The sequence below is a fragment of the Natrinema caseinilyticum genome (assembly GCF_024227435.1).
In the GTDB taxonomy this organism is placed as follows: Archaea; Halobacteriota; Halobacteria; order Halobacteriales; family Natrialbaceae; genus Natrinema; species Natrinema caseinilyticum.
In genome coordinates this window covers 349615-373335 of record NZ_CP100446.1, presented here as the reverse complement: position 1 = coordinate 373335, position 23721 = coordinate 349615, and the positions used below count along the sequence as shown (strand labels likewise).

The following is a 23721-nucleotide window of genomic DNA, read 5'->3' as shown; positions in this document are numbered from 1 at the left end:
TAGTATAAGGCCGCTCCGGGTACTATTCGAACGTGAGGCGAGATGTACGATCGTATCCTCCACCCCACCGACGGAAGCGACGTCGCACGCGCCGCGACCGAGGCGGCCATCACATTTGCGAAGCTGTTCGACGCTGATTTACACGTGGTTCACGTCCTCGAGACGGGCGATCTCCACCCTGGCTACGAGGACGAGGCGGCGGACGAATTCGCTCATCGCGGCGAAGAGGCGACGGAGCGGGCCACGGAACTGGCGGCCGACGCCGGCGTCGACGCGTCGGGTGCGATACTCGAGCAGGACCAACCGGTTCATCGGTCGCTCATCGCGTACGCCGACGAGCACGACGCGGATTGCATCGTGATGGGAACCTACGGGCGAACGGGTCTCGATCGGTTCGTCATCGGGAGCGTCGCGGAACGAACGCTGCGCGAATCTCCCGTCCCGGTCGTGACCGTCCACGAGGACACGGTCGTCGAGTCGGCCTTCGACTCGGTGCTGGTGCCGACCGACGGGAGCGACTGCGCGATGGCGGCCGCCGACCACGCCATCGAACTGGCGGAGACCACCGGGGCGGCCCTACACATCGTCAACGTCGTCGATAGCGGAATCCTCTGGTCCGACGACGTCGGAACGGCCCGCGAGGCGCTCGAGAAGGCGGGGACGCGCGCGATCGATCGGGTCGTCGACCGCGCCGACGAAGCCGACGTCTCGACCGTCGAAGCGTCGGTCCTGACCGGGTCGCCCCACCGCGATATCGTCGCCTACGCCGACGACCGTGACGTGGACTGTCTCGTCATGGGAACCCACGGGCGAACCGGCTGGGACCGATACCTCCTGGGGAGCACCACCGAGCGGGTGGTCCGCCTCGCCGAGATTCCCGTGATCTCGATCAAAGAGCGATCGGAAGCGCCATCGCCGGAGGAGTAAGCCGTCGAACGGACGATGGACCAGTCCGTCCGAGTCCCATCGCACGCGAGAACGACCATGCTCGAACCACGAGATCACGATGCCGGGTGACGAACGAAAGCCGATCCGTCCGCCTCTCGAGCCGGCCCTGACGGGTTATCGGACCGTGCTCGAGACGGCCGCCGAGGCGGTCCACAAGGCCTCTATCGCGGACGACCAGCTGACGGACGCCGCGTCGGTCGACGTCGGTCAGACGCCCGACGAAGTCGTGTACACGGAGAACAAACTCGAGTTACGTCGGTACGAGTCGCTCACCGAACGGCAACACGACGTCCCGATTCTCGTCGTCTACGCGCTGATAAACCGACCGTCCGTTCTCGATCTCCAGCCGGATCGATCGATCGTCCGGCGGTTGCTAGAAGCCGGACACGACGTCTATCTCATCGACTGGAACGACCCGTCTCGACTCGATCGACGTCTCGGCCTCTCCGACTACGTCGAGCGATACATCGCCAACTGCGTCGACGAAGTCCGAGAGCGGTCCGATCGGGACGCCATCAACGTCCTCGGATACTGTATGGGAGGGACGTTATCGGCCATGTACGCCGCCATCCATCCGGAAACGGTGAACGCGCTCGCATTGATGGCCACGGGACTGTACTTCGATGACACCGGCGGCGTCCTCGAGGTATGGGGCGATGAGGAGTACTACGATCCGCGCACGGTAACGGATCGATTCGGGAACGTTCCCGGGGAGTTCCTCGACGTCGGGTTCGCCCTGATGGACCCCGTGGCCAACTACGTCACGAAGTACGTCCATCTGTACGACCGACTCGAGAACGAGGACTTCCGCAGAAACTTCGCCCGCATGGAGACGTGGCTCTCCGAGAGCGTAGACGTCGCCGGCGAGGCGTACGTCGAGTTTCTCGAGGACATCTATCAGGATAATCTCCTGTACCGAAACGAGCTGACCCTCGACGGAACGCGCGTCGACGTCACGAACATCGATATGCCGATGCTGCAGATCCTCGGGGAGTACGACCATCTCGTCCCGCCGGCGGCGAGCAAGCCGTTCAACGACGTCGTCGGCAGTGACGACGTGACGACCATCGAGTATCCGACCGGTCACGTCGGACTCGCGATGTCCGCTCGTGCTCACCGCGACGTCTGGCCGGAAGTCGCCGAGTGGTTCCTCGACCAGTCCGAGCGACCCGCACTCGCCGACGTCATCGCCGAGGGAGTCGAGCGCGCGCTCGACGTGGACGTCGAAACCGACGCGACGGTCGGCGAGGTAGACGAGATCCAGATCGCCATCGCGGATACACAGGGCGAGCGCACGTCCGCCGTGATCAGCTACGATGCGACGGCTATCGAGACGTTCCTCGAAGACGAACTCGATATCTCGCTCGAACTCGAGGCCGGGTCGGAAGGGATCGCCGTCACCGTCGAGACGGCGGACGAGGAGGTGACGGCGATCGTCGAGAACGTCGGCGAGGCCACTCGAGAGGAGATCCAGGAAGCGATCGAAGAGATCGACGTCGCCGCGTCGTACGAACTGGACGACGTCGAGGGAATCGGACCGACGTACGCCGAACGGCTCCGTTCGGGCGGGATCGATTCCGTCTCGGAGCTCGCCGTCGCCGACGCCGCTCGAGTTGCGGCGGCAGCGCAGACGAGCGAACGGCTCGCCCGGTCGTGGATCGATCGCGCGCAGCGCCTGGTCGACGTCGACGACCCCCACAGGGACGACTGAGCCCATCCGTTCGGACACCGCGGTGGACGAGCGCGAACGGACAGTCACGCTGAACTGACGGTGGACATCGTTATTTCGATACGGGAAGCAGGAAATCGCATGGGATCTCTCAGCCTCGATACCGTCGCAGAGACCGTCCTCCGCCGGCGGTACCTGCGTCAGGACGACGACGGGGCGGTCGTCGAGACACCAGACGAACTCTTTCAGCGCGTCGCGACGAACCTCGCAGCGGCCGAGGCGGACTTCGGGGGCGACGTCGAATCGACCCAGAAGCGGTTGTACGAGGCGATGAGCGAGTTCGAGTTCCTTCCGAACTCGCCGACGTTGATGAACGCCGGAACGGATCTCCAGCAACTCGCCGCGTGTTTCGTCCTGCCGATCGAGGACTCCGTGGAGTCGATCTTCACCGCCGTCAAGCAGACTGCGCTCATCCATCAGAGCGGCGGCGGTACAGGGTTCTCGTTCTCGAACCTGCGACCCGCGGGAGACGTCGTCCGAAAAACGGGCGGCGTGGCGTCGGGACCCGTGAGTTTCATGCGCATTTTCGATACCGCTACCGAACAGATCAAACAGGGCGGGCGTCGACGGGGAGCGAACATGGGCGTCCTCGACGCGACGCATCCGGACATCGAAGAGTTCGTCGCTGCGAAAGAATCGACTGACGCGTTCCGCAATTTCAACCTCTCCGTGGCGACGGACGGAGCGTTCTGGGAGGCCTACGAGGCCGACACGGCCTACGAGATCGTCAACCCGCGATCGGACGAGGTCGTCCGTCGAGCGGACCCGGCGAAACTCCTCGGCCGGATCGCCGAAATGGCGTGGCGGACCGGTGATCCTGGCGTGCTCTTTCTCGACACCATCAATCGGGGGAATCCGACGCCCCACCTCGGCCGGATCGAAGCGACGAATCCGTGTGGCGAAGTCCCGCTGCTGCCCCACGAAGCGTGTCTGCTCGGTTCGATCAATCTCGGCGAACACACCGACGGTTCCACCGTCGACTGGGAGAGCCTCCGCGACACGGTCCATCTCGCCGTCCGCGCCCTCGACAACGCGATCGAACTGTCCGCGTTCCCGGTCGCAGCCATCGGCGAAGCGGTCGCCGAAACTCGCAAAGTGGGGCTCGGCGTCATGGGCTTTCACGACATGCTCGTCGATCTCCGGATCCCGTACGTCTCCGACGAAGCCGTCGAGTTCGCGTCCGAACTCATGGAATTCATCCAGGACGAGTCGCGGGCGGCCTCCCGTCGACTCGCGGACGAGCGCGAACCGTTCCCGGCCTGGGCGGACTCCACGCTCGAGGAGCCGATGCGAAACGCCACGACCACGAGCATCGCGCCCACCGGGACGATTTCGATGATCGCCGGCTGTTCCGCCAGCATCGAACCGATATACAACGTCGCGTACACGAAACACGTCATGGGCGGGTTGGAGATCGTCAACGACCGGTTCGTCGACCTCGCGACGGACGGCGGATTCTACTCGGAGGCGCTCGTGGAGGACTTACACGGCAGGACGACCGTCCAGGACGTCGAGGAGATTCCGGACGGGGTGAAACGCCTCTTTCACACCTCCCACGACGTTCCACCCGCCCACCACCTGCGAATCCAGGCCGCGTTTCAGGACCACGTCGACAACGCCGTGAGCAAGACGGTCAACCTGCCCCGATCGGCGACCGTCGACGACGTCGAGGACGTGTTCCTGACCGCTCGCGAGTACGACCTGAAGGGCGTCACCGTCTTCAGAAGCGGGGCCAGACCCGAACAGGTCCTGGGCGAAAGCCCGCTCAAAGAGGAGTGCGTCGGCGAATGTGAGTACGCCGGTCCTCGAGTGGAATAGCGTCGAGACTCCGGGGCGCGACGGACGACGGCGGTGTGTTCAAAAACGGATCCGCGGACCGCGTCCGGTCGCACCGAGAGCCACAGCGAACGCCGGTCACCGCGTCGGCCAGCATGAAAGCTATTCGGGGGGGTGCGTCGACTGTTTCCCCATGGGACCGATCCTGTTAGCGACCGACGGAAGCGAGTACGCGCGCTCGGCGGCCGAGCGCGCGATCGAACTCGCGGAACGGCGGGAAACGACCCTGCACGTCATTTGCGTGGTAGACGAACAGAAGTTCGACGGTCTCGCGCTCAGTTCGGCGGCACTGGCGACCGTCTACGCCGAGGATCACGCCGCCGTGTGCGTCACCGACGTGGAGAACGAGGCAGCGGAGCGTGGCGTTCCCGTCGTGGGGAAGACACTGCACGGCGTTCCCCACGACGTGATCCTCGAGTACGCCGACGACGTCGACGCGGACGTGATCGTCGTCGGCGAGCACGGCGACCATCTGGACCACTTTTCCGGTATCAGAAAGCGGGTCGCCGACCGAAGCGACCGCGAAGTCGACGTCGTGAAAGTCGAGGCGTAGCAGCGAGAAGCGACGACGCGGGATCTCGGCCGGCCATCGGATCATCCGGCCACGATCACGGAACCGGTTCCGTGGGGATCTAACTCGTCTGACAGAGACCGATGCGAAACTCCCGTGAGTCGGGGTGCGCATCGATTGCGGCGGTTTGACCCTGAAGCCAGGATACCGTCTCGGCACTCACGGCGTCGTATCGACCAGTATCTCTCCGATCGGGGCGGTAGGTTCCCCGACTACGGGCTTTGAGACGCAAAGCGGGAAGCGGAGGAGACGGGCCTATCGGTTCGAAGAGCGGGGTGGGTGAGGTGCTTCAGCGGCGTCGGTCATCGACGTTCCGCCCCAGATTGCGACGATAGCCCCGGCGACCACGAACCAGAGGAGGTAATAGATAGTGTCCAGCACCAAAACGATTTCTGCGGTGAAATTCACCCACCCGTGTAATAATATGATGCCAAGGACGGTGCGTCCTGTGCTGTTATAGACCCACGTGAAAACGACCGACTGAGCGACGATCCCGGCCATGAACAGCCAAAATCCCGTGGTCGCAAATCCGACCGCATCGTGTTGGAACGACCCCTCTATGAAGAACAGGGGCAGATGCCAGAGCGCCCAGACGACGCCCAAAATTACGCTCGCACTCAGCGCCGACCACTTCAGTTGCAGTCGGTCTAATGCGTATCCACGCCACCCTAGCTCTTCGAGGATCGGCGGCAGGGTCGCGAAGAATAACGTCGGGAGTATCGCGAGGGGAGTAACGCCGAACCGGGTCACCCCTTCACCCCACGCTGGCCCCGTTCCACCGAGGAGTACGTCAATAACGCCGGCGAAAACGCTGACACCCAAGGGTATCAGCAGAATCACGAGTAGCCAGCGGATTCCGAAACGCCGAGGGTCGATGACGCGATTCCAGAAGTCAGTCCGACCCCGTTTGCCGTAGACAAGGTATACGAACATGATCCCTGACACGCCGGGGATGGCAAGACCGACGAGAAGCAACACGAGGCCCGCTGCGCTGTCGAAACGCACGCCGAAGACGATCGCTGCGAGCCAGAATACCCACGTTCCCCCGACTGCAACGGCGAGGTACAACCACCAACTTCCGACGATGTCGGCGGTCTGTCCAAGTCTCTTTTCCGCCCCTACCTGTAGATCGATCCCAGTCATACTAGTTATAGACGGTGGGTTACGAGATATATCCGCTGGAGGGTTCTTGACGGTCGAGAACCGAGACGAGTCTCGAGGTGATCCCTGTTTCGGCGAGACCGATGGCGCTCCGGATGCGAGATATCCCGATCCGTTCCTCGAGGAGGGCGCGGTAGGTCGCGTTATTCCGGACTTCGAGACAGGACGGTGTGCTGGGGCAGGAATAGCATCGGTTCGGGTCGGTCGAAGAATACTGTGGGACAGATCGTCGAACTGGCTGGAACGCCTACTCGGCGAACCGGCGTATTCGGGCGGTGTATCCGGGAGTTGAGGAGTGGCTACAGCCAGACCCACTGCTTATAAATTCCGTGACAGCCGAGCATTTCAACGGCGCCACGGAGCTACATCGTCCGCGAGAAGACGACGAAAAGCGCCAGGCACACGCCGGCGACGAAAGCCACGGTCGAGTGTTTCTTCTCGTGTGAACTCGCCTCCGGGAGCAAGTGAGATGCGGAGACGTAGAGCAGGACCCCCGAGACGAACCCCAGCATGAGACCCAGTCGGGACCGGCCCACCCTGCTCACCAGCGGATAGGCGACGAAGGCGCCAAACGGTGTCGTCAGCGCGGCGACGAAAAACGCGTATACGGCCGCCCTCCGTTCCGTCACGTCCCCCTTCAACAACACGAGATACGTGATGACCCCCTCGGCGAATTCGTGAACGATCAACCCGGTTCCGGCCAACACTCCGGTCACGAGGGAGACGCTGAACGTGACGGTGTAGACGACCCCATCGACCAGCGAGTGGATCCCGATGCCCTCGGCTGCCGTCACCCCGAACGCGAGGGACTCCTGTTTCGTGCGGTATGTGAGTACCTTGTTGGAAAAGAACATGAACAGAAACCCGGCCAGCGCGCTGAGTCCCGCGTTCGGGCTCTTCGCGGTCGCGCTGGGAAGCGCCAGGAGCAACGGTGTCGAGAGGAGTACCCCCGCCGCAAAACACATGAAGTACGTGATGTGTCGTTCCGCCCACTCCCGATGTCGGAACATCGTGGCGATCCCCGCGCCGTTTACGAGCGCTGCGACGACCGCGAACGCCGCGATCCAGTAGAACTCCGATGAAATCGCACCCATCACCGTTCCCCGCTCATGCGAGCCGTTCAATCGGGCGTGACAGAAGAACGGAGACGACTCCCCGCTTTACTTCGGAACGATCCCGACGTTTCATACCGGGACCTACCGCCGGAAAAATGGTTAAAGCTTCGTCACGTCGCCGAACCTGTGGTGGCAGGCGGACGAGCGGGGACCGCTCGAGACCGCCGTCGCTCACCTGCGACGGTCGTCGGGGTCGATTCCGACGGGTCACGATCGGACTCGGTCGACGACCGTGTCCGTCAGCCTCGAGTCGCCTTGATCCCCACGAAGGAACCGTCACCGTACCCCTCCTCGATCGGTTCCGGGCCGTCGACCTCGTCGAGCCGGTTGTAGACGGTCTGGACGAACTCGAAATGGTCGAATCCGGCGGTCTCGAGCGCCGTGACGAGTTCCTCCGTCGAGACGAAGACCGCATCCCTGTAAAACGGATTCCGGTCTTTCAGTTCCTGGTACGTCCGTCCGACGGGGCTGTTCTCGTCGATGTACCCGATCACCAGCGCACCGTCCGATTCGAGGACCCGTTCGGCTTCCGAGAGCGTTCCGGGGATATTGTCGACGAAACAGATCGTGGTCACGATCAGGGCGGTATCGAACGATCCGTCGCCGAACGGCAGGAATTCGGCGACGCCTCTGACCACCTCGATCCCCCGTGCAACGGCGTACTCGAGCATCTCCTCGGACGGATCGATCCCGACCTGCATCCCGAGTGGACCCGCGAACCGCGCGCTGCCGACGCCGATTTCGATCCCGCGACCGGTCGTCGGAACGAGACGGCGAAGAGCGCCCAGTTCGGACCGATAGACGTCCTCGTGGTCCTCGAACCACCCTTCGTATCGGTCGGCGTGTTTCTCGAACGGCGCTGTTTTGGGCATGGACGATCGTATGACGGGCGATCGTACTAAGGTTCGGGGCGAAACGCGACACGGTGAGCCAGAACGAGACGCGTCGAGCCGAAGCGAACGGCTTCGAGCGCCGCTTCGGCCTGTTCGATGGCGTCGGCGGATCGGTCGTTCACCCCCTCGTGGGATGGGTTTTATGTCCGTGATTATCGTGCGACGGATGTGAGAGCACATGAATTTCGATGAATTCACCGGTCAGGTCCAGCACCGACTCGAGCTACCGGGCACCGGCGAGAGCGTGCGGGCGATTCGGGCGACGCTCATGACGCTCGGTGAGCGAATCCCCGCGGGCGCGGCCGACGACCTCGCCGGGTCGCTCCCGATGGAGATCCAGTGGTACATGACCGGCGCCGTCCAGGATCACGGCCAGCGGTTCGACTGGCACGAGTTCGTCGAGCGCGTCAGCGAAATCGAACAGGTCGATCCGCCCAAGGCGGCCTACCACGCTCGAGTCATCGTCGACCTCGTGAACACGCAAGTGGCGCCATCTGACTTTCAACAACTCCGCGATCAACTCCCGGAGAGCCAGGAGGACGAGAACTGGGGGAAACTATTCGAAGTCGTCGACGCCGGCGGGTGGCAGGAGCACGAAGAGGCACCGCCCGAGGACGCGAGCTGAGAGCGAAGACGGGAACCTGGACCCGGCTGACGGCCGACCGCGTCTGGAGAGCACAGTCGATCTCCCCCGAGATTCGGTCACCGGACGACCGTTACCGGAACGGGCGAGCGCCGGAACACGGTTTCGGCGACGTCGCCGACGAACAACCGACCGATCGTATCGTCTCCGTGCGTTCCGATCACGACCGCATCGAAATTCTCGGCGTCGTACTCGGCGGCCAGTTCACGGGCGCGCTCGTGAACGGGGTCGGCACGCTCGGCGGCCGCCACCTCGAGGGCGTATCCAGCGCGCACTCGGCCATCACGGGGCCGTCCATCGGCACGAGAACGCGTAAAAGCATAGCGGCCGTTCCGACGCACGCGAGCAGACATCTCCGGTGTCGCGATCACCGGAGAGGGGACCCACACGCCGCGGTCCGAGCGATCGGACCGTTCTGCGACGGCTGCCCGAAACGAGCACGGGTCCCGGAACGAACGGATCACAGAACGCCCGCCGGGTACCACGAGGCACCGCGGACGCGTCCCGTTTCGATCGGGCGACTCGAGAGCGACGCGTGGACGAGCCGGTTAGTCCGTCAGTCGTTCACCGAGGTCGTCGTGCAGTCTGCGCGCCTGTTCTTCCGTCAGATCGACGATCGCGTTCCGCCTGTATTCGGGCGGTTTCGATTCCGGCTGCGGCCGAAAGTAGCCGTCGAGTTCGAATATCCGCTGTCCGTCGCGCTCGCGGACTCGGAGATCGATATCGTCGTACTGCATACCGCCGACCACGTCGTTGAGCGACAAAATCTTTGGCACCGTCTCCGCCCGTGGGGCAGCGTTCGTCGGCACGGAGTCGCCGTGTGCAGGCGCCGTCCCCCGACTGACGGGCGGGGTTGCGTTTCGACGGCCGCGGATCGAGGATCGTCGCGATCGGTCGATAGCGACCCCCCCGCGACGGCGGCAAAGGACAAAGCATCCGCATCTCGTACAGTACCTTACGATGCCGTTTTTCCCCGCAGACCGGATCAGCGCCGCCCTCGAGACCGGCGTTCGGAAGCCACCATCGCCGCGAGCGAAGCCCCCGTTCCTGACGCGCCGATCCGCCGCGGCGGACGTCGGCCAAACGCCCCACGAGGAGATGTACGCCGAAAACAAGCTCAGTCTCGTCCGGTACGACCCGCTCGTCGACCGGAGACGGGAGACCCCCGTGGTACTCGTTTCCGCCATCATCAACAAACCGTACATCCTCGACCTCCAGCCGGATCGCAGCGTCGTCCGACAGTTTCTCGAGCGAGGGTTCGACGTCTACCTCGTCGACTGGGGTTCCCCGTCGGAACTCGACTCGTCCCTCGGGATCGACGACTACGTGGCCCGGTACCTGTCACGCTGCGTCGACGAAGTCATCGAGCGCGTCGGCTGCGATTCGATCCACCTCTTTGGCTACTGTACGGGCGGGACGCTGAGCGCGATCTTTGCGGCGCTGTCTCCCCAGCGCGTTCGCACGCTCGGACTCCTCGCACCCGTCCTCAACTTCGATGTGGACGGCGGGATTTTTCGTCTCTGGGGGCGAGAGGAATCGTACAGCCCGAACCGAGTCGCGGACGTGTACGGAAATGCACCGGGGCCGTTGCTGACCCTCGAGTTCTCCCTCATCGCGCCGTTCGAGTATCACCTCGGGCGGTATCTTCGACTCTTCGATCATCTCGACGACGAGACGTACGTCGACCACTTTGCACGGCGGCTCAGGTGGGGATTCGATAGCGTCGACGTCCCCGGCAGACTCTACCGACAGTTTCTCGTCGACCTCTATCGGGAGAACAAGCTCCAGACCGGACGGCTGACCGTCGGGGAGACGAACGTGGACCTCGACGCCATCGATAGGCCGATCGTGAACGTCATCGGATCGGCCGACCAGTTCATCCCGCCGGAGGCAAGCCGTCCGTTTCTGGACGCGACCGAGAGCGACGACATCGAGGTGATCGAATTTCCGACCGACCACGTCGGCCTGTCGGCCGGGAAAGCATCGCACGACGATCTCTGGCCGCGCGTCTGTGCGTGGTTCGAGGATCGTTCGTAGACGGACGACACTGGGGACGGACCGCGTGAGGGAGGGACGGTCGATACCGAGACGATCAGGACGATTGCTCCGCCCGCCAGCGATCGACGACGTGGTCGATCGATTCCTCCCTCGTCACGTCGCCGGCCTTCGCCGCGAGGCCCGTCGTTTCGAACAGCCGCACGACGTCGGGTTCCGCCCCCGCAAACCAGAGGTCGATGCCGCGCGACTCGAGTTTCCGGTGGAGTTTCTCGAGCATCTGTGCGGCCTCGAAGTCGACCGTCGGCGACGATGTGAGGTCGAAGACGACGAGTTCGACGTCTGCGTCGCGTTTCGCGAGCCGATTCGTGAGGTCGGTCCGAACCGTCTCCGCGTTCGCGTAGAACAGTTCGGCTTCGACGCGGTAGACGAAGACGTCGGGGACGGTCGTCGCCGCCTCGGTCACGTCGAACGCGACGAATTCGTTCGTCCCGGGTATCTGACCGAGTTCGTGCGTCGATGGACGACTGACTCGGGATATCGCGACCAGTAACGAGAGAACGACGCCGATGTAGATACCCCAGAGCATCCCGACCGTGAGGACCCCGAGCAAGGACGCCATCGCGATGGCGAACTCGCTCTTGCTCACCCGGTACAGTCGCCGGATCGCGGTCGTATCGATGAGCCCGGAGACGGCAACGATGACGACGGCCGCGAGTATCGTTTCCGGAAGGTTCGTAAACACCTCGGTGAGAAACAACAGAACGACGACGAGAACGAGGACGACGACGGCGTTGGTGAGCTGTGTCTTCCCGCCGACCGAGTCGTTGAGCGCAGACCGCGAGAAACTTCCGCCGACGGGAAACCCGCCGCCGAGGCCCGCGGCGAGGTTGGCGCCGGCGTCGGCCAGCAGTTCCTGATTCGCGTCGGTCTCGTAATCGTGACGTCTGGCGAACGTCTGAGCCGCACCGATTCCCTGGACGTACGACAGCAGGAACAGCGCGGCGGCGATGGGAATGAGCGAACTCAGGGTCGAGGGCTCGGGAACCGCCGGAACCGAAAGCGAAGGCAGGCCGCTCGGGATAGAGCCGACGATGTCGACGCCGCGGGCTTCCAGATTCGTCACCGACATCGCCAGGATAGCGAGAACGACGACGACGAGTGCGTTCGGGAACCGCGGTACGTACCGCTCACCGAGGGCGAGCAACGCGATTCCCGCACCGCCGACAGCCAGCGTCTCCGCGTTCGTCATCCCGAGATGGGTCGCGATGTACGAGACCCGTCCGAAGAACGTTTCCGCGAAGAAACCACCCGACGCGCTGCTCTCGATACCGAGCAACTTGTTCAACTGTGTCGACATGATGTACAACGCCGCGCCGGCGGAAAACCCCGTGAGCACCGATCCAGAGATGAAGTGGACCAGAAACCCTAACCGGAGTGCCCACGCGACGACCGCGATGACGCCGACGAGCAGCGTCGTCACGAGTACGAGCGAGGCGTACGAGGCGGTGTTCCCGGTGGCGGCGTACCCGACGCCACTCGCGACCAGGATCGCAAGCGCCGAGGTCGGTCCCACGATGAGTTGCCGGGAGGTGCCGAGAAAGAAGTAGGCGGCGACTGCCATCAACCCGGCGTACAACCCCGTCTCCGGTGGCAAGTTCGCGAGCGACGCGTACGCCAGCCCTTCGGGAATGACTGACGCCGCAACGGTGATCCCCGCGACCACGTCCGGACGGAGCCACGAACTGTCGTACCGCGGCAGCCACTCGAGTACCGGGAGGATCGACGAGAACCGGCCGGTTATTCGTTCCGTGAGGCGTTTCGATGACAATGGAGCGCACCTCTCCGGGACGGACGGTTCGACGGGACAAATACCCATTTCGGACCAGCCACGAACTATCATTTCAATTACATTGGGGGGCCAAACTGAACGCGTCACGAACTGCCGGCCCGGCTCGTCTCGCGGCGGGGGACAGCGCGGCGGGGTACAGATTAATCGGGCTGGACGGATTGGTGACTCCTATGAGCGTCACAGATAGCGAGAGACAGCGATTACAGCGCGCACGAGCGCATCTCGAGGAGTGGAAGTTCGACGCCAGAGACCGGGCCTTCACCGAACTGTTCGAAGGACCGGACGCTGCACTGACGGACGACGAACTCCTGGTGCTCGACAGGATCGATTCGGATCTCACCCGTCAGGACGGCGTCGGGTTGTGGGACGCCGACGAATACGGAATCGTCACCGGGCAACCGATCGACACATCGGAGCTGCGCGTCGTGTGTACGTATCACCCGGAGATTCCCTACGAAGGGTTTCGGGGGGAGGAGAGTCTCGACGAGGCGACGCGAGAGGAACTCAACGACCTGCTCTGGAACTACTGTGAGCGCGTCGCCGAGTTCATCCAGACGGATCTCGAGTCGTTTCTCGAGTCCACTCAGAGGGACTGATCGGCGTCGATTTGCTCGCCCGACCCGGGCGGGATACGGTGGCTGGTCCGGACGAGACTCGGTGGTCGGCCCGGACGGCTCGCCGCTGTCCGAGACGTCTGTTGAACAGCCGTCGTCTCGACCTCGAAGAGAGTCCTGAACGGAGAGACGCCGGTGGAGATGCCATCATCGAGGGTGGCTGTTCACGGGGTTCCCTCCCGAAGCGCCGCCCGTCGTTCGGCGGTCGACGTGACCGCGGTCACCTCCACGTTCGCCTCGAGCCGATCGACGGTTCTATGAAAGAGGCGTTTCACGCCGTGCGCGCCCTCGATCGGTCGGTGACTGCGTCCTGCTGGAGAAGCCGGGCGAGCGACACCTGTGCGGGTGTCGCGTCGATTTCGAGAGCGATCCGCTCGACGTGATCGAGCACGACTGCCGAATTCCGAACCGCAACCCACCCGTCGGCCGTGTCCCGGTCCAGCCCGTCTCGGGCCCTTCGAGTCCGTTGCCGTGGAAACCTAGTTCACGATGGCTCTCGAATCAGCCGTCGCTATGAGCAGAGACGACACCGCAACGGCGACGGCAACGGCAACGGCAACGGTCGACATCGACCGAGCGAGCGTCGTTCGAGCGATCCGTCTCGACGAGGCGGACGTCCAGCACATCGCTCCCCTCCTCGACGACATCGTCGAACTGTTCGCCACCTTCAGGCGACTCGAGCCGATCCACACACGCCAGGTCGTCGAGGACGCGCGGTTGAGCGGCACGCTGAGCGACGGCGAGTACGAAGAGTTCCTCCGCTGGCTCGTCCACACCGACGTGATCGAAGAAGCGGACACGTCCGGCCAGTACGTCCTCGGCGACGGCGTCTCGTCATCCTCGGCTCGAGACGAGCGCTCCGAAGAGTAACCCGTCGATCGAATTGTCTCAGCCCGGGCGTCTCCATCAGAACGGCGTCTGGGCGTCTCCGTCGGAACGGCGTCACTCGGATTCGGGTGCCCGCACGGTGAGGACGGGAACCGGCGCGGTTCGGAGGACGCGCTCCGTGACACTGCCGAGCAGTTCCCGTTCGACGTCGCTCCGTCCGTGTGTCCCCATGACGAGCAGATCCACATCTTTCCGCTCGGCGTAGGCGGAGATTTCTCGATGAACCGTTCCGACGGAGACGGCGGTGCGGACGTCGACGTCGTCGGCCGCGTCCGCGGCTGCCGTCTCGAGGGCCGACCGGGCGTTTTTCTCGAGGTGGTCGATCAGCTGGTCCGTTTTCGCGTCGGTGCCGTATCGGGTCACGCTGACCACTGAGAGAAGGTCGAGCGTCGCTCCCGTTTCCGCCGCCGTTTCGATTCCCAGGTCGACCGCCGCGCTCGCCTGGTCGCTTCCGTCCGTCGGTACGAGAATCCGCCTGAACGGATACACCCTTCGAACGTCGTCGCTCGCCCGGACGACGAGAACCGGCATCGACGCGTCACGGACGACGTCACGGGTTTCGGTCCCGAGTTCGAGCCGTCCGACCCGCCGCCTGCCGTGTTGCCCCATCGCGATCATCTCGATATCGTGCGTCGTGGCGTACTCGAGAATGCGCTCTCGAGGGACCCCCGTCCGGACTGCGGTGACGACGGACAGTCCCGCGACGGTCGCCAGTTCGCTCGCGTCAGCGAGTATCTCGTCGCCCGTCGGTTCGGCCGCGTCGGTGGCGGTTTCAGCCGTGACAGGGGATTCCGCGTCGGTATCGTCGACGCCGTCCGCCTCGGAGACGAACAGTAGGTGAACGGTCGCCGAGGGCGGCGCGACCTTGGCCGCGAGTTCGAGAGCGGCGGTCGCGGGGCCACTCCCGTCGGTCGGAACAAGGATCCGATCGAACATACGCGATATTCGATCGGCGCTCACTTACAGTTATCCCGCGTGCGGGCCCGGTTCGGACGGCAGTTCGCGTTCGGACACTCGGTTCACGCCGGACAGTTCCCCCTCGAAAGCGGTCCGTCACGCCACTCGACAGGGACGGCGAGCGGTATCGGCTCACGAAAAGGTGACTGTCACTGCGACCCGCCTAAAATAACTATAATGCTCCCTGTGGGATGGACGAAGGAGGGTACCAATGCCTATAGAAACACTCGCACGAAGCGACGTCGTTACAGCCACGACCGACGAATCGGTTCACGACCTCGCCGAGACGATGCAAAACGAGGCTATCGGAAGTATCGTCATCACCGATGGCGATGCGCCGGTCGGGATCGTCACCGATCGAGATCTGACGATGCACGTACTCGCCGAAGGGATGGATCCCGATGGGCTCGTCGCTGACGACGTCATGTCGGACGGCTTGCAGACGGTCCAGCACGATGCTGGCTTCACCGAAGCCACCGGGTTGATGAGCGAACACGGCGTGCGTCGACTGCCCGTCATGGACGACGACGGCAATCTGGACGGCATTATCACGGTCGACGACCTGAACGAACTTCTCGCCAACGAACATCAGGAACTGGCGGCAGTCGTTCGGGCACAGCGGCCGCCGTACTGACCGACGTCACGCCACCGAAGACAGCGGAGACGACCTCCCGTCCGGGTCGACGGTACGGTCACCACGCGACGGTCATCATTCTCGTTTATACCGCGTCACACCCGGCCCGACGGGCCAGAGGGACGTCCAGCAACCACTTTCGGACGTCACGGAGCGATCACCGCGGAGAGATCACCGACGAGAACGTCGTGACGGCCACGAGCGCGACGCATCTGCTGTCAGTCGGCCCGAAACCGACTATCGACCCCCGGGAAACTCAAACCGACCGCCATCGCGAGGCGTCACTCCGACCCCTGTTCGGACGAGGCGTTCTCGAGTCCGGGTGGGAGCCCCATCTGTCTGATACCGGTCTGCTCTTCGATCCGGAACTGATACAACGTGACGTTCTCCGACGTGCTCGCCCGTTCGAACACGTCGGGTCGCCACCGCATCTCCATGGCATCTTCGAGAGCGTCCCGCTCGGCCTCGGGAACGGTTTCGATCGGGCCCGTGAGAAGGACGCTGGTCCAGTTGAACGGCGTGTCCGCCCGGTATACGAGAAACCGGGCGACGACCGAGCGGTCACTCAGTTCCGCTTTCCGGCTGCCGGCGCCCCGGACGTACAGGAATGCGAGTCGAGACTCCCCATCGTACCAGAACGAGAGGGGGCGCATGACGGGCGCAGTCTCGGCCGGGAGTCCCAGAACGCCGACGCTCTGACTCGACAGAAATCCGCGGATCTGATCCTCGTCCATCCGAACCATACCGTCGTCACCGAAGTCGTCGATCGTCATCACCATCACCAAGGGCGTGAACCATCTAAAATGTTGTTCGACTGTCACAGTTTGATGAACACGCACCATCGATCGAGAGTCGGACGGAGTCGGTCCGGAGCACGCGCCGTCGTCGATCCACGTGACGCGTCCGTCGACTGTCATCGTGAAATCCGCCGCGGCGATCACCAGAGAATCCGCCACGACGGTCGCGTCTCCAGAAGCGATACCCGGCGACCCAGAGCACGTCGATGACTGTCGGTATCGGTCGTTCGGCGGCCGCTGCGCACGGTGATTCCTCCGCCGAGCGCGTCCGATATCCGGTGTCGAACGGGAAAGTATCCACGCCACCCACCGCTCTCCGTGCAGCCTCACCGCTCTCCGTGCAGCCTCACCGCTCTCCGTGCAGCCTCGGCATCGCCCGCTCGCGTCACTCGCGGCGTCCTCTGTGAGAGGGGGTTTCAGGCCCCTTCCTGGAGGAATCTGCCTTCCTGCTCGTATATCGAGACCAGTTCCTCGATGAACTCTTCTACGGTCTCGTCCTCCTCGAGGTGGCCGTCGATTCGTTCCGCGAGGTCGTCGTCGAGCTCGATCGTTCGGACCATCAGAGACGATGACGCGCGCCAGTCGAATAAATCACTCCCCACTCACCCGTCGACGACTGAGATTCGAAGCCGACGCGTCCGGGGTCCATCGCAATCGACGAACAAGATCGACTGCCACGTTCCAAGTGCGAGATCGCCGTCGACTATCGGAACCGTGACGCTCTCGCCGAGCAGGGTCGCACGCACGTGAGCGTCTGCGTTGTCGTCTACGACGTTGTGTCCGTACTCCTCGTCACGAGGGACGAGTCGCTCGAGTGCGCGTTCGACGTCCGACAGGAGTCGGCTCTCGTGTTCGTTGACGATTACTCCGGCCGTCGTGTGCGGAACGTAGACGGTGCAGATACCGTCGTCGGTTTCTGCGGGGATCGTTTCTGCGACGTCCGAGGTAACGTCGACGATGTCGACTCGCTCACTGGTTCGTACTTCCACGATCATATCGGTCGTGTACGATGGAATCGGTGATAATCGTGTCCACTTGTCGCAGAAGTGTGACGCAGAAACGGAGGAAAGCGGACGGCCGAACCGAACACGTCGTCGATCAGCGAACACGGCTGAGTGCGACCGACAGCCCGCCTCGGGACGGTCAGTGGCCGCCCTCGTGACCGTGATCGTGTCCGCCTTCCCCACCACCGCGGACCATCTCGTTTAGTTCGTGAATCTTCGTCTGGGTGGAATCAGGGAGGGCAGACTGTGGCTCTGCCAGTCCGGGCTGGCCCTCGAGATCGGGATCGCCGACGACGACGCTTCCCAGCATCCCCGTACTCTCGTGCGGGCGACAATAGTAGTCGTAGACACCTTCGGTTTCGAAGGTGTGTTCGAACGTTGCGCCTTGCTCTGACATCGAACCGCTATCCCACGCCTCCGCATCGTCTGGAATCCGTGGGGGTTTGTCATTCGAAGAGGCGTACGCAGTCGTCGTGTGGGTTCCGCTTTCCAGAGTCCACGTAACTGCCTCACCCGGCTCGATGCGGACGACGTGGGGGTCGAAGTGCGTCCCGGAATCGTTCGTCAACATGGTAACGTCTGCAGCACTGGACGAGCTTTCGGTTCCCTCACTATCAGTCTCGTTCTCGGACGAGGGATCGCCATCGTCCTCGCTTTCTTGGTCCGCTGTGGAGTTCTCGGACGTCTCCTCCGGCCCGCCATCGTTCGCCGATTGGTCGCTCCCTGTCAAACAACCGGCAAACCCAGTTACGATCGTACCGCCAGCTATACCCAGCAGACTCCGTCTCGAGGGACGATCAGTCATGATGTTCGTCGAACGAACGACGCGGCTACTCTGCTTTACTTATTCGAGGAATAAGATTGGCTGCGATATTTCCAACTGGACGGAGACGATACAATTAGGGGCTTCTTAAGCCGGAAACCGTCACTTCGACTCGAGAGAGCGGCGGCTAGCGCGACAGCCGGGTGCGATCGTTTGGTTCCGATGACGAGCGTCGGAGACTGCTACTGGGGTGGAGACGGCGAGTAGATGGGATAGGGAACGAGACACCACCACATCGGCTGTCAGCACTGACGAAGCCCGTCACCGTCACATTCGTAATCCGTTCTCATCGGTGTATTCCCACGAGTCCGTCGCTGAGTCGTAGAGGCGCCGAATCATTCCGATATCTGAGACGAGTCTGATCGCGGTCGTCGGTCGACTCGCGATACGGCGAATCACGGTCCCGGGTCGACGTGTCGTGTCGTCGATCGTCAGTCCGTCGAGCGCCTCCGCGACCGCCGCCAGTAACTCGGGATCCTCGTGTTCGATCCACGCGCCGCGCATCAGATGTGCGAGGCGGTACTCGGACGTCATCAACGAATCCAGTGCTCGTGGGTACGAAGCCTCGTTTCCCTTCGCGATCAGGTTGGTGAGGAGATACGACGACCTGATCCCCTGACAGATTCCCTCGCCCTGGTATCGATTGGCGATTCCGGCCGCGTCACCGACGAGAAACACGTTCTCGTCGGGGACGTACACGTTGGCGGGGTCGAGGCTGGGGCCTTTTGGAATGGTGGCGACGTTCACCTGCTCTCGTTCCGGCTTCGGAAACGCGTTCCGGTCGGCGGCCGACACGAGGGCAGCGAAATAGGCATCTGGTCGCCTGTCACCCGCCCACCCAATCCCGACGTTCGCGTGGCGTTCCGATTTCGGGAACGCCCACGAGTATCCGACGTATCCTTCGAAAAAGATGCGCGGCCGGTTTACGTATCCTGAGAAGTCGCCATCGACCGTCGCGTTGAGAGCGACCATCTCGCCGGTGTATTCCCGTGTTTGACCCGTGGTCCTGAGCGTCAGAGACGGGTGTCCCGTTGCGTCGACGACGTAATCGTACGTCTCGACGATGTCCGCGTACTCCGCAGGAGTGACGGATCGACCGGTTCGGAATTCGACGCCCCTGGACGCGAGTTCTGCTGCCCATCGTCGTTCGACGACGTCCCGTTCACAGATGTATCCCGGTGCACATCGCAGGTCCGATGTCGCCAACGGATCCGTTTCAGACGGGCGATCGACACCGTCGTACACGTATAATCGGAACCCGTCAATGTCGTTGACGAATCCATTTTCGGGCGTCTTCTCGAGCGGTATCAGCGTCGCATCGTTTATCGCCTCTCCACAATCGACTCGCTTTTCGTCGTATTCCTGCCGTTCGAAGACGGTCACTCGATCGATCGTCGTTACGTCGTTCAGCCCCGTCGCCGCAGCAAGCCCGGACACAGAACCTCCGAGTACCGCGGCTGTAGCGTGGTCCGTTGTCATCTGTGTGCGTTTCCTAACGGGCCCCAGTCTAACAAAAGGACTAGATACAGGTACAGGTTCGGCTTCGACAGCCTACGTTCCCGTCGTATCGCAGAAACGTACTGTGGGTCCGGGCGAACGCGCAGTCACGATGAGTCGATCGAAAGGTCCGACGCACCGTCCGTGCACGGAGGAAACGGAACGCAGCGATCCATCGCGACACGAGACCGGATCGGCCCACCGAGAGACGACAGGTGACGTCCTGCCCAACTATGTCGACAGCCGTCGACAACGGGCGTATGACGGACCTCGTCACGTTCGGTGAAACGATGCTCCGGCTGTCGCCCCCTCGTCACGAACGCTTCGAAACCGCGACGGCGTTCGAGGTGCATCCGGGCGGTGCCGAAAGTAATGCGGCGGTCGCCGCCGCCCGCCTCGGGGCGGACGCGACGTGGATTTCCAAACTGCCGGATACTGCGCTGGGACGGCGGGTCGTTTCGGATCTGAAGCGCTACGGGCTGGACGTGGACGTCGTCTGGACCGAAACCGGTCGACAGGGAGTCTACTACCTCGAAATCGCGGGAGAGCCGCGGGGAACCGACGTCGTATACGATCGGACCGACGCCGCGGTGACGACCGCGACCGTCGACGAACTCGCCACCGAAATACTCGGCGACGCGGCCGTGTTTCTCACCTCCGGTATTACGCCCGCGCTGTCCGCGACGCTCGAGCGAACGGTCGGCGAACTGTTCGAAATCGCCCGAGAAGCCGGCGTTCGGACCGCATTCGACGTGAACTATCGAAGCAAGTTGTGGTCCCCGACCGAGGCGCGCGACACGATCGAGACGTACTTCCCGTCGATCGACGCGCTCGTTACGCCGGTTCGCTACGCTCGCAATGTCCTCGGGGCGACCGGTGAGCCGGACGAAATCGCGACGGAACTCGCCGACGAGTGGGGATTCGAGACGGTCGTGATAACGTGCGGGGCGGACGGCGCAGTGGCGTCCCACGAGGGTGCGGTCGTCAGCCGACCTGCATTCGAAACGGAGACGATCGCCCCGATCGGAACGGGCGACGCCTTCGTCGGCGGCTTTTTCGCGAGTCGGCTCGACGGAGTCGACGTCGGAACGGCGCTCGAATACGGGGCGGCAGTCGGGGCCCTCAAACGAACGATTCCCGGCGACGTCGCGATCGTCGACCGCGACGAAGTCGACCGTATCGTGGCGGGAGAACACGCGACGATTTCGCGGTGATCGGAACCACCGCAACGATCTTTCGACGTCGTTCGCGGACTGCTCGAGCGAAATCTACGGTTTTCTAACTGATAGGGCGCAACGGATTTAACGGCAGGAAGAGACACGACATACATGGGGAACCATTCGTACAGCGGTAGTGCGGGATCGAACGAGACGCTCCGAATCGGACTCAACGGGTTCGGGCGAATCGGCCGCACCGTCTTGCGGGCGTCGCTATCGCGCGACGACGTCGAGATCGTCGCGATAAACGACGTCATGGACGACGACGACATGGAGTATCTCCTCCGGTACGACTCGGTTCACGGTCGACTGGACGACGTCTCGCGCCGTGGGGACACGCTCTTCGTCGACTCTCGGGAGATCAAACTGCTCTCCGAACACGACCCGTCGAACCTTCCGTGGGACGACTACCAGGTCGACGTCGCCTTCGAAGCGACGGGCCTGTTCCGGACGGACGAGGAGGCAGCCATGCACCTGGAAGCGGGCGCCGACAAGGTCATCATCTCGGCCCCGCCGAAAGGGGAGACGGAGATCCCGATGTTCGTCTACGGCGTCAATCACGAGGAATACGACGGCGCGGACGTCATCTCGAATGCGTCCTGCACGACGAACTCGGTCGCACCGGTCGTGAAGGTACTCGACGAGGAATTCGGCATCGATTCTGGCCTGCTCATGACCGTCCACGCCTACACCGGGAGCCAGGGGCTGGTCGACGGCCCGCTCGAAAAGCGTCGTCGCGGTCGCGCGGCCGCCGAAAATATCGTTCCGACAACGACCGGTGCCGCGATCGCCGCGACCGAAGTCCTGCCCGAACTCGAGGGCAAACTCGACGGGATGGCGATGCGCGTCCCGGTTCCGGACGGGTCGATCACCGACCTGACCCTCACTCTCGAGACCGACGTCACGAAAGACGAGATCGCCGACGCGATTCGCGAGGCGGCCGACGGCGACCTCGCTGGCGTTCTCGGGTACACGGACGAGGAGATCGTCTCGCGTGACGTCATCGGACTGCCGTTTCCCTCGTACGTCGACCTGGAATCCGTGATGGTCGTCGCGGACGATCTCGCCAAGGTCCTGACCTGGTACGACAACGAGTACGGCTTCTCGGTGCAGATGCTGAAACTCGCGACGTACGTCGCCAGCGAAACGGAGTCCATCGGTACCGAAGAAGCGGTCGCGCACTGACGCCCCGACCGGTGTCGGTGCGCTCGAATCGGTCGACCGAGCGACCGCGACGACCTCGCCTCTCCACTCCATGACCACGTTTCGAACCATCGACGACCTCGATGACGGACAGCGGTTACTCGTGCGGATCGACATCAACGCGCCCGTCGAGAACGGCATCGTCCGAGACAGCCGCCGGTTCGCCCGCCACGCCGAGACGATCGTCGAACTGCTCGACCACGGCCACGCGGTCGCCCTCCTCGCCCACCAGGGACGGCCGGGCCGCGAGACGTTCGTCTCCCTCGAGCAACACGCCGCGCTCCTCGCCGATCACGTGGACGGACCGGTCGATTTCGTCGCCGACACCGTCGGTCCGGACGCGCTCGCGACGATCGAAGAACTCGAACCGGGGGACGTGCTCCTCCTCGAGAACGTCAGGATGTGCGACGGGGAATTGCCCGAGGAGAAGCCGGCGGTCAAAGCCGAAACGAAGCTCGTTCGGACGCTCGCACCGAAGTTCGATGCGTACGTCGACGACGCCTACTCGACTGCACACCGATCTCACGCCTCGATAGTCGGCTTCCCGCAGGTCATGGACGCGTACGCGGGTCGCGTGATGGAACGCGAGTACACGGCGAACACCGCCATCCGCGAACGCGAATTCGACGGCACCGTCACCATGGTTCTCGGCGGCACGAAAGCCGAGGACGCCATCCCGGTCGTCGAGCGGGTCGCCGCTACCGTCGACCGGTTCTGCCTCGGCGGGATCGTCGGCGAACTCTTCCTGCGGGCCAGCGGTCACGACGTCGGATACGACGTCCACGGAACCACGCTCTTCGATCACCAGTGGGAAGATCACCACGAGACGATCGAACGCGTGCTCGAGGAGTACGGACACTGCCTGTTCCTCCCGACGGACCTCGCCTACGAAGACGAACACGGTGAGCGCGCAGAGACGGCCGTCGAGGGCATCACGAAGGAAACGTCGTTCCTCGACATCGGCTCCGAGACGACCGAACGCTACGCCGATCTCGTTTCCGAGTCGGCAGCGGTCTTCGTCAAGGGTGCCCTCGGCGTCTTCGAGGACGACCGGTTCGCACACGGGACCGTCGAGGTCCTCACGGCGATCGCCGACGCCGACTGCTTCTCGGTGGTCGGCGGGGGAGACACCGCTCGATCGATCGAACTGTACGAGTTGGACGAGAACGACTTCTCTCGCGTTTCGATCGCCGGCGGGGCGTACGCCCGCGCGCTCACCGGAGAGCCGCTCGTCGGCATCGAAGTGCTCGAACAAGAGATGTAAGGACCCGAGAACGGACCCGGTGTGACGATCGAAGCGCGGATTGTGGGCGTCGTTGCTCCGTGGTAGGCAGTACCGCAAGC

The 23721-nt window shown here is 63.4% G+C and carries 23 protein-coding genes and 1 pseudogene; 12 read left to right on the top strand and 12 right to left on the bottom strand.

Features of this window, described 5'->3' with window-relative positions:
* Positions 1-42 precede the first annotated feature (42 nt).
* From NJT13_RS21130 to NJT13_RS21115, 4 genes are all read left to right on the top strand, one after another.
* Entirely contained in the window at positions 43-927 is an 885-nt protein-coding gene (locus NJT13_RS21130; RefSeq protein WP_254525512.1) for a universal stress protein, read from the top strand.
* A 79-nt stretch (positions 928-1006) separates the two neighbouring features.
* Positions 1007-2659: a class III poly(R)-hydroxyalkanoic acid synthase subunit PhaC gene (phaC, locus tag NJT13_RS21125; RefSeq protein WP_254525511.1), complete on the top strand. Its 1653-nt coding sequence runs from the start codon at positions 1007-1009 to the stop codon at positions 2657-2659.
* Positions 2660-2758: 99 nt separating this feature from the next.
* Complete coding sequence (locus NJT13_RS21120) at positions 2759-4495, top strand: adenosylcobalamin-dependent ribonucleoside-diphosphate reductase (RefSeq protein WP_254525510.1); 1737 nt, start codon at positions 2759-2761, stop codon at positions 4493-4495.
* 151 nt (positions 4496-4646) lie between these two features.
* On the top strand, positions 4647-5066 hold the full coding sequence (locus tag NJT13_RS21115) for a universal stress protein (protein WP_254525509.1): 420 nt from the start codon (positions 4647-4649) through the stop codon (positions 5064-5066).
* A 273-nt stretch (positions 5067-5339) separates the two neighbouring features.
* On the opposite strand, the gene NJT13_RS21110 is transcribed toward NJT13_RS21115, so the two are convergent.
* From NJT13_RS21110 to NJT13_RS21100, 3 genes are all read right to left on the bottom strand, one after another.
* Positions 5340-6227 carry a type II CAAX endopeptidase family protein gene (locus tag NJT13_RS21110; RefSeq protein WP_254525508.1) on the bottom strand — a complete coding sequence of 296 codons (888 nt, stop codon included), beginning with the start codon at positions 6225-6227 and terminating at the stop codon, positions 5340-5342.
* Between the two features lie 380 nt (positions 6228-6607).
* Complete coding sequence (locus NJT13_RS21105) at positions 6608-7339, bottom strand: ZIP family metal transporter (protein ID WP_254525507.1); 732 nt, start codon at positions 7337-7339, stop codon at positions 6608-6610.
* 260 nt (positions 7340-7599) lie between these two features.
* The gene (locus NJT13_RS21100; protein WP_254525506.1) at positions 7600-8232 is read right to left on the bottom strand and encodes a class I SAM-dependent methyltransferase; all 633 of its coding nucleotides are present in this window, start codon (positions 8230-8232) and stop codon (positions 7600-7602) included.
* Between the two features lie 199 nt (positions 8233-8431).
* Here NJT13_RS21100 and NJT13_RS21095 point away from each other — a divergent pair, with 199 nt between their 5' ends.
* A complete protein-coding gene (locus NJT13_RS21095) occupies positions 8432-8878 on the top strand; it encodes a DUF2267 domain-containing protein (protein WP_254525505.1) in 447 nt (148 codons plus the stop codon).
* Positions 8879-8955: 77 nt separating this feature from the next.
* On the opposite strand, the pseudogene NJT13_RS21090 reads toward NJT13_RS21095, so the two are convergent.
* A pseudogene (locus NJT13_RS21090) lies at positions 8956-9153 on the bottom strand (universal stress protein); the annotation flags it as partial.
* Between the two features lie 291 nt (positions 9154-9444).
* Positions 9445-9633 (bottom strand): hypothetical protein, encoded by a 189-nt coding sequence (locus NJT13_RS21085; protein WP_254525504.1) that lies wholly within the window; start codon positions 9631-9633, stop codon positions 9445-9447.
* Between the two features lie 223 nt (positions 9634-9856).
* On the opposite strand from NJT13_RS21085, the gene NJT13_RS21080 reads away from it, so the two are divergent.
* Positions 9857-10933: an alpha/beta fold hydrolase gene (locus tag NJT13_RS21080; RefSeq protein ID WP_254525503.1), complete on the top strand. Its 1077-nt coding sequence runs from the start codon at positions 9857-9859 to the stop codon at positions 10931-10933.
* A gap of 55 nt (positions 10934-10988) precedes the next feature.
* On the opposite strand, the gene NJT13_RS21075 is transcribed toward NJT13_RS21080, so the two are convergent.
* Entirely contained in the window at positions 10989-12722 is a 1734-nt protein-coding gene (locus NJT13_RS21075) for a SulP family inorganic anion transporter (protein WP_254525502.1), read from the bottom strand.
* 191 nt (positions 12723-12913) lie between these two features.
* Between NJT13_RS21075 and NJT13_RS21070 the strand changes: the two genes are divergently transcribed.
* Together NJT13_RS21070 and NJT13_RS21065 are read left to right on the top strand one after the other, a co-directional pair.
* A complete protein-coding gene (locus tag NJT13_RS21070; RefSeq protein ID WP_254525500.1) occupies positions 12914-13339 on the top strand; it encodes a DUF7539 family protein in 426 nt (141 codons plus the stop codon).
* A 531-nt stretch (positions 13340-13870) separates the two neighbouring features.
* On the top strand, positions 13871-14227 hold the full coding sequence (locus tag NJT13_RS21065) for a hypothetical protein (RefSeq protein WP_254525499.1): 357 nt from the start codon (positions 13871-13873) through the stop codon (positions 14225-14227).
* Positions 14228-14299: 72 nt separating this feature from the next.
* On the opposite strand, the gene NJT13_RS21060 is transcribed toward NJT13_RS21065, so the two are convergent.
* Positions 14300-15181 (bottom strand): universal stress protein, encoded by an 882-nt coding sequence (locus NJT13_RS21060; RefSeq protein WP_254525497.1) that lies wholly within the window; start codon positions 15179-15181, stop codon positions 14300-14302.
* Positions 15182-15413: 232 nt separating this feature from the next.
* Here NJT13_RS21060 and NJT13_RS21055 point away from each other — a divergent pair, with 232 nt between their 5' ends.
* Positions 15414-15836 (top strand): CBS domain-containing protein, encoded by a 423-nt coding sequence (locus NJT13_RS21055; protein WP_254526101.1) that lies wholly within the window; start codon positions 15414-15416, stop codon positions 15834-15836.
* A 281-nt stretch (positions 15837-16117) separates the two neighbouring features.
* On the opposite strand, the gene NJT13_RS21050 is transcribed toward NJT13_RS21055, so the two are convergent.
* The 5 genes from NJT13_RS21050 to NJT13_RS21030 form a co-directional block, all read right to left on the bottom strand.
* Positions 16118-16609, bottom strand: a complete 492-nt coding sequence (locus NJT13_RS21050; protein ID WP_254526100.1) for a pyridoxamine 5'-phosphate oxidase family protein — start codon at positions 16607-16609, stop codon at positions 16118-16120.
* A gap of 440 nt (positions 16610-17049) precedes the next feature.
* Positions 17050-17193, bottom strand: a complete 144-nt coding sequence (locus NJT13_RS21045; RefSeq protein WP_254526099.1) for a DUF7557 family protein — start codon at positions 17191-17193, stop codon at positions 17050-17052.
* Between the two features lie 42 nt (positions 17194-17235).
* Positions 17236-17628, bottom strand: a complete 393-nt coding sequence (locus tag NJT13_RS21040; protein WP_254526098.1) for a secondary thiamine-phosphate synthase enzyme YjbQ — start codon at positions 17626-17628, stop codon at positions 17236-17238.
* Between the two features lie 148 nt (positions 17629-17776).
* Positions 17777-18367 (bottom strand): plastocyanin/azurin family copper-binding protein, encoded by a 591-nt coding sequence (locus tag NJT13_RS21035; RefSeq protein ID WP_254526097.1) that lies wholly within the window; start codon positions 18365-18367, stop codon positions 17777-17779.
* 360 nt (positions 18368-18727) lie between these two features.
* Positions 18728-19897: an NAD(P)/FAD-dependent oxidoreductase gene (locus NJT13_RS21030; RefSeq protein WP_254526096.1), complete on the bottom strand. Its 1170-nt coding sequence runs from the start codon at positions 19895-19897 to the stop codon at positions 18728-18730.
* A 320-nt stretch (positions 19898-20217) separates the two neighbouring features.
* On the opposite strand from NJT13_RS21030, the gene kdgK1 reads away from it, so the two are divergent.
* From kdgK1 to NJT13_RS21015, 3 genes are all read left to right on the top strand, one after another.
* Positions 20218-21171 carry a bifunctional 2-dehydro-3-deoxygluconokinase/2-dehydro-3-deoxygalactonokinase gene (kdgK1, locus tag NJT13_RS21025; RefSeq protein ID WP_254526095.1) on the top strand — a complete coding sequence of 318 codons (954 nt, stop codon included), beginning with the start codon at positions 20218-20220 and terminating at the stop codon, positions 21169-21171.
* A 114-nt stretch (positions 21172-21285) separates the two neighbouring features.
* Complete coding sequence (gene gap / locus NJT13_RS21020) at positions 21286-22359, top strand: type I glyceraldehyde-3-phosphate dehydrogenase (protein ID WP_254526094.1); 1074 nt, start codon at positions 21286-21288, stop codon at positions 22357-22359.
* 70 nt (positions 22360-22429) lie between these two features.
* Positions 22430-23641 (top strand): phosphoglycerate kinase, encoded by a 1212-nt coding sequence (locus NJT13_RS21015; RefSeq protein WP_254526093.1) that lies wholly within the window; start codon positions 22430-22432, stop codon positions 23639-23641.
* Positions 23642-23721: the final 80 nt, after the last annotated feature.

Coding starts and splice junctions, on each gene's coding strand:
- NJT13_RS21070 (WP_254525500.1), top strand. CDS start 12,914: ATGAGCGTCACAGATAGCGAGAGACAGCGATTACAGCGCGCACGAGCG.
- NJT13_RS21130 (WP_254525512.1), top strand. CDS start 43: ATGTACGATCGTATCCTCCACCCCACCGACGGAAGCGACGTCGCACGC.
- NJT13_RS21085 (WP_254525504.1), bottom strand. CDS start 9,633: ATGCAGTACGACGATATCGATCTCCGAGTCCGCGAGCGCGACGGACAG.
- gap (WP_254526094.1), top strand. CDS start 21,286: ATGGGGAACCATTCGTACAGCGGTAGTGCGGGATCGAACGAGACGCTC.
- NJT13_RS21050 (WP_254526100.1), bottom strand. CDS start 16,609: ATGACGATCGACGACTTCGGTGACGACGGTATGGTTCGGATGGACGAG.
- NJT13_RS21045 (WP_254526099.1), bottom strand. CDS start 17,193: ATGGTCCGAACGATCGAGCTCGACGACGACCTCGCGGAACGAATCGAC.
- kdgK1 (WP_254526095.1), top strand. CDS start 20,218: ATGACGGACCTCGTCACGTTCGGTGAAACGATGCTCCGGCTGTCGCCC.
- phaC (WP_254525511.1), top strand. CDS start 1,007: ATGCCGGGTGACGAACGAAAGCCGATCCGTCCGCCTCTCGAGCCGGCC.
- NJT13_RS21115 (WP_254525509.1), top strand. CDS start 4,647: ATGGGACCGATCCTGTTAGCGACCGACGGAAGCGAGTACGCGCGCTCG.
- NJT13_RS21060 (WP_254525497.1), bottom strand. CDS start 15,181: ATGTTCGATCGGATCCTTGTTCCGACCGACGGGAGTGGCCCCGCGACC.
- NJT13_RS21100 (WP_254525506.1), bottom strand. CDS start 8,232: ATGCCCAAAACAGCGCCGTTCGAGAAACACGCCGACCGATACGAAGGG.
- NJT13_RS21080 (WP_254525503.1), top strand. CDS start 9,857: ATGCCGTTTTTCCCCGCAGACCGGATCAGCGCCGCCCTCGAGACCGGC.
- NJT13_RS21110 (WP_254525508.1), bottom strand. CDS start 6,227: ATGACTGGGATCGATCTACAGGTAGGGGCGGAAAAGAGACTTGGACAG.
- NJT13_RS21015 (WP_254526093.1), top strand. CDS start 22,430: ATGACCACGTTTCGAACCATCGACGACCTCGATGACGGACAGCGGTTA.
- NJT13_RS21040 (WP_254526098.1), bottom strand. CDS start 17,628: ATGATCGTGGAAGTACGAACCAGTGAGCGAGTCGACATCGTCGACGTT.
- NJT13_RS21055 (WP_254526101.1), top strand. CDS start 15,414: ATGCCTATAGAAACACTCGCACGAAGCGACGTCGTTACAGCCACGACC.
- NJT13_RS21105 (WP_254525507.1), bottom strand. CDS start 7,339: ATGGGTGCGATTTCATCGGAGTTCTACTGGATCGCGGCGTTCGCGGTC.
- NJT13_RS21120 (WP_254525510.1), top strand. CDS start 2,759: ATGGGATCTCTCAGCCTCGATACCGTCGCAGAGACCGTCCTCCGCCGG.
- NJT13_RS21095 (WP_254525505.1), top strand. CDS start 8,432: ATGAATTTCGATGAATTCACCGGTCAGGTCCAGCACCGACTCGAGCTA.
- NJT13_RS21065 (WP_254525499.1), top strand. CDS start 13,871: ATGAGCAGAGACGACACCGCAACGGCGACGGCAACGGCAACGGCAACG.